General features: G+C 51.0%; 2 protein-coding genes and 1 pseudogene. All 3 read right to left on the bottom strand.

What is annotated here, in order from left to right:
* Positions 1–230: 230 nt before the first annotated feature.
* Positions 231–320 (bottom strand): annotated as a pseudogene (locus IM284_RS23510) (hypothetical protein); the annotation flags it as partial.
* Between the two features lie 174 nt (positions 321–494).
* Positions 495–2,312, bottom strand: a complete 1,818-nt coding sequence (locus IM284_RS22620) for an ATP-dependent helicase (RefSeq protein WP_047955831.1) — start codon at positions 2,310–2,312, stop codon at positions 495–497.
* Complete coding sequence (locus tag IM284_RS22615; protein WP_193055555.1) at positions 2,299–4,083, bottom strand: ATP-dependent endonuclease; 1,785 nt, start codon at positions 4,081–4,083, stop codon at positions 2,299–2,301. Before IM284_RS22615 ends, IM284_RS22620 begins: the two co-directional genes overlap by 14 nt.
* Positions 4,084–5,131: the final 1,048 nt, after the last annotated feature.

Below are 5,131 nucleotides of genomic sequence, written 5' to 3'. Positions count from 1 at the left end.
AGAGAGGATTGAGTAATTTTAAAACGCCTAGCAACAAGTCAAAATTGTTTATTACAGGTTAATTTAAAATAAAACTACCCCTTATGAATTAGGGGTGGTTTTATTAAAATATTATCATCCCTTGTAACAAGGGATACAAATGAAGTACGAGTCCAGTCAATTTGAAGAGCCCGCTCAGGGAAACCTGAGCGGGCTCTTGCTTTGGTTTGATTGGTGAATCGCTAACAGACTCAAATTTTATCCATCAAATAACGATGCGTTTTCGATGCCATGCTGGCGGCTTTGAAATTAGAGCGTTTATCGTTTTTCATCGCTTTTAACGGGTAGCAAACCATCTTTCGGTCCAGTTTCAGTCGCAGGTGATGATTTACCTGTTCAGTGGACTAAATTATGGAAGATGCATTGTGCCTTTGGTTCAGCATTGGAAGGTGGCGCAATTATCGGCGTTTTCTTTTGCTGGCTGTCCACAGATTCGATCACGCATTTATTCCCGACTACCATAAACCGGCCCCTCGCATTCGCGCCTCCAGTTCATCCAGAAATGGGGAACGCCCTAGACGCATAGGGCCGTTGCGACCATCAACAAAACCGGAATACAGCATATGCACCTCATCCCGTGCGCGGGTCAGCCCCACATAGAAAAGACGACGGCTTTCGCGCAGCTTCTCTGGCGCCTCATTACGCCACGGCAAATTCCCCAGATCCAAACCGACCATGATGACCACGTCATATTCGCAACCTTTGGCTGAGTGAAGCGTCAGCAAATTGAGGTGTTCAGGTGAGCCGTCACGACCACCTAGGCTCGTTATGTCCAGCAGCGCCAACGCACCGCCTTCGGCAAGTGCTGCAGTCATGTGTTCCAGTTGCTCAGCCTGATCAGAAAGTGCCGGTTCAGTAGCCAGCAGGGAATCAACGAGTCCGTTGCGCAACGACACGACAAAATCGCACGCAGGTTGCTGGTCGGTGCGAAGTGCCCAAAGCAGCCTAGTTAACTCCTGTCCCTTGCGCCGGGCGCATGCATCATCCAGTCTCGCCCGATGAAATGCCAGATAACGGTCTATCAATCCACGCAGTTGAGGGCGCCCAATACGCCAACCACCAGCACACCATGCCGCGCAATCCTCCACCCAGCTCGTCAAGGCAACCTTGCGATAAGGTGCTGCGGTGTCCACACGAATGTAATCAAAACCGCCAGCGGTCACCGCATCGGCCACCACATCACCGGCACGGTAGTCCTTGTACAGAATGGCGATGTCACCCAGCGTTCGACCCGGCTTAGCAGCTAACGCAGTTGGAATAATCTGCGCGACAGCATGGACAGCCTGATCCTCCAGACCATCCGGACACAGCTGGAACGCAATGGTTGTCTGGCGGTTCGGGTCGCTTGCGCGATAACCACGAACCTCACCCAACACCATCTCAGATGCATTGACGATGCCCGTTCCTGATCTATAGTTCAACTGAAGCCTGACTGTTTCAACGTCTCTCCTGCTTGCCAGTTCCATGAGTAACGCACCATCGGCACCAGTGAAACCGTAGATCGATTGGTCTGCATCACCCACAGCAAATAAGCGTACGCCACCCTCGAAAGCCAGGCGTTTGACTATACGGTGGAGCGCAACGCCCAAATCCTGATATTCATCAACCGCAAGGATCGGAAATTTCGCCTGTACCAAGGGTAGAACCCAGTCATGCTCGACGATCAGACGCTGGCCGAATACCACCATATCGTCGTAGTCGATTAGCCCTTCCTGCCGCAATGCCGCTTCGTAGGCCTCGGCCCAGGCAGCGAGTTCCTCCTCTGCACGCCAGGCAACACTGTTGCGGTTCAGCACCGAACGGCGATGTCGTCCGAGATCAATAGCTTTATAGGGATGGTTTGGGCCAAAGAGACGGTCACCAGATTGTCGAAGTAACCGCTCGCTAGCACGCTGAGAAGCTACTGAAAGCGGAAATGGGATTGGCAAATCGGCCAGTCGTCCATAGGGCATCAACAGATGGCGCAAACAGAACCCATGGACGGTTCCGATAAAGAGATTCGGTGCTTCTCTGAGCCCCAGCGCTTCGAGACGACGGATCAGCTCGCGAGCACATTCTTGGCTATATGTGATACATGCCGCGCCACGTGGAGCCTGAACATCCTCGGCCAGGATTCGGGCCAGCTTCAGCACGAGCGTCTTGGTCTTACCACTACCTGGCCCGGCGAGTACCACGCAATGCCCACGGGATTCATACGCGGCTAACTGGCCCGGATTCCCGGCCAGCTCGGCAGCCTGAGCCAAATAGGCTGCACTGACACTACGCAACGGCATCGCGGATATGCTCCAGTGCTTCGCGAATGTAATCCGGACAAACATCCTCCGACACCGAAGTTGCCAGCGCCTGGGCGAACCGCCCTTTGCCAATTCGCTCAATTAGTTTCAACAACCGGGCTATATCAAGCTGGTCCGTGTCATCCACCCATGCCTGTATCCGATCTAAGGTAACTTGCGCCAGAGATAGTTCCCGCTCAATGACCGACTGCATGGCTTCGGCCAGTCCACCGGTAAACAGCTCAGGCTCCAAGGTGATCTCATTGACAAAGCATCCATACACCCCGGCACGTGCAATCACTTCATCGGTATCCATATCATCATGGTCAACATCTCCCTCAAGCACGTCTAAAATATTGATAAGTCTCCTACGAACCAGCGGCTCTCCAACCGCCATAGGATCGCGGTCTGTCAAAATCACATGCGGAATATTAAGCCCCCGTGGCCCCAGGAGCTTCACATACGGAGTGAAATTTGTTCCACCGATCGAGCACACCGTGATCCCAAGCATATCGAGGGGAATATCAAGAGCATCGGCGAATGCAGGGACAAGAAAGCGTTCAGCATCCCCTTCCACTAGGATCACCCCACGTGAAAAGAATATTTCGCCGCGGGTGACGTCGATATAGCGCTGCAGATCATCTTCGTCCCGCTGCGTAAACGGTGCGTTCGCCGTTGAAACAGCAATAGTCTTCTCGTCCTCTGCGTCATGACGCAGCAGAACGATAGATCTGACAGGCGTGACGCTGGCAATATGTGGGGAATGGGTGGTCAGGATCGTTGTCAGCGGTGCCCTTTCATCACCATTCTCCCCGTCAGTACCCAGGAAATAACGGTAGACTAGGCGCTGTACGTGCGGATGCAAATGTGCCTCAGGCTCCTCGACGACGAAAAACGTATGGTCTCGCTCTCCGTCATCAACAAGACGATCAAGTTCGAGGCTTTTCAGAGCCAGAAAAATCAGATTAGCTGTCCCCAAGCTGGCATCGCCAATGCCCCGAATGCCACTGTCGAGCAGCAAACGCAGGCTACGTAGCAGCGCATCAACGCGAGTCGGTGCAAGTCCGAGCGATACCGGAACGGCATGTTGCTCACCTGCTATAGCAATCAACCGTTCGCTAATTCGTTCGGCTGTCGCCACCACCTCATCATGCCCAGCCAGTTCCCGCTGAGCCTCATCGACCAGGGTTTGAATCTCCTCACGATCCTCCTCGTCCAGAGATGCGGAAAGTTCTTCAATAAGCGGCCTCAAGGGTGAATTGCGCCAACTTGAAAGATCCTTCTCAGCATCACGCAACGCGCCTTGAACATCGATGGGCAACATACGACGAAACGCACCACCAATATGCATGTCAGGATCAGCACCACCGAAGATCACATACTCATAATCTTTTAACGATTCTGGAGCTCGATTTAACTCGGTTTTGGGCTGAAAGCGATAGGTAAGGCGGGCCACCATCGGAGGCCCCGGATTAAGGACACAGTCATTCAGATGAGCCATCAATCGGGGATCGTCAGTGAAATCAGTGAAATCTACTGAAATTTCAATGGCCTCCCCCAATTTGTCTTCGCCCAATCCATCCCAAAAATGTTCAAAACCCAGTTGACGGTCACGCTCAGACAACGCTGGGTCAAGAATCAGTTGCAGGCCGCGAATAAAATTGCTCTTGCCAACCTTGTTTTCACCAACAATAACAATACTCTCACCCGTTTCAACATCAACGTCGGAGAAGTTGGCGAAATTAATTAACCGGATTCGGGAAATCCGCATTACTGCCTCCCTATCTTTTTGATTATCTTCCAAAATAAGAGTAGCCCTCAAACCGCAAGAGACTGCCTAGCACGACCAAATCTGCTGAGGGGTGCAGTTGCGATCAAAACGGTTTTGGTCATTGCACATTTTTTGCTAATCAAATCTATTTGTCCGACGAAGGTAACAGTTCATCGTAACAGAGAGCTAAACCATGCCTTTGATCCATCTCACAAAGTGGCTTTTTGTCGTCACTGCCTTGCTCAGTGGCTGCGCGACAACCTCCTCGCCTCTCTTGCCTTCGCCCATTAAAGAGATTTCTCCGGTTCCTGAAAATGCTGAGCCCGGTTTTATTCCGGGCGCTACCCTCTTTAAAGCTAGCACCTGATTTAGCGCAGCACGACCTGATATTGCAGGTAATCGGCGTGGCATTGCCGGAAAACTCCCGCGCTACCGTTGGTGACGGTCTGCAAGGCGCGCTAAGGCGAAGCGGCTATCAGACTCTATTCACTGTCACTGCCCGCGGCACACTTGTATCCGGCCTAATGAGCCTGAGCTACGCATTGCTCACATTGGACGGGCCATCCTGGGATTTGGAGAACAATGAGCTGGCACGACAGGTCATACCCTGGCGATACGGCACAATATCAACTGGAAGCAGATCAATTTTTCTCAGGGCATTAGGTATAATGATTCTAAACCCTCATGTCTATAGCGTGCAAACTGCCTCCTATACTGCTGAATATTTTAGGGACTCAGCTTGGCGGGGAGTGACTTTCTTCTAATGAAAATATTACTTACTTAATGTCGTAAAAAAATTATTCTCTTGGGGATATACGCCTTCTTTGTCCACTAAATATTATTCGACCATACAAAAACAGCCTTCAATATCAACAGTTAGATACCAACTATGATGATATCTTTAGTGGAAAACTGCAAGATGCGGTTTATCAATGCCACAGGGTAAAGGGACAGTAACTTATGGTACTCGAAAGATTACCACTAGTGGGAATCAGGATTTCAAATAACAAGATATGTGCAAAGATGCCCACTTCTAATACTTAAAAAC

The organism is Enterobacter cloacae complex sp. P12RS, from assembly GCF_014895875.1.
Classification (GTDB): Bacteria; Pseudomonadota; Gammaproteobacteria; order Enterobacterales; family Enterobacteriaceae; genus Enterobacter; species Enterobacter bugandensis.
Note: the sequence above shows the minus strand (reverse complement) of the source record. Positions and strands in the feature narration are given on the sequence as shown.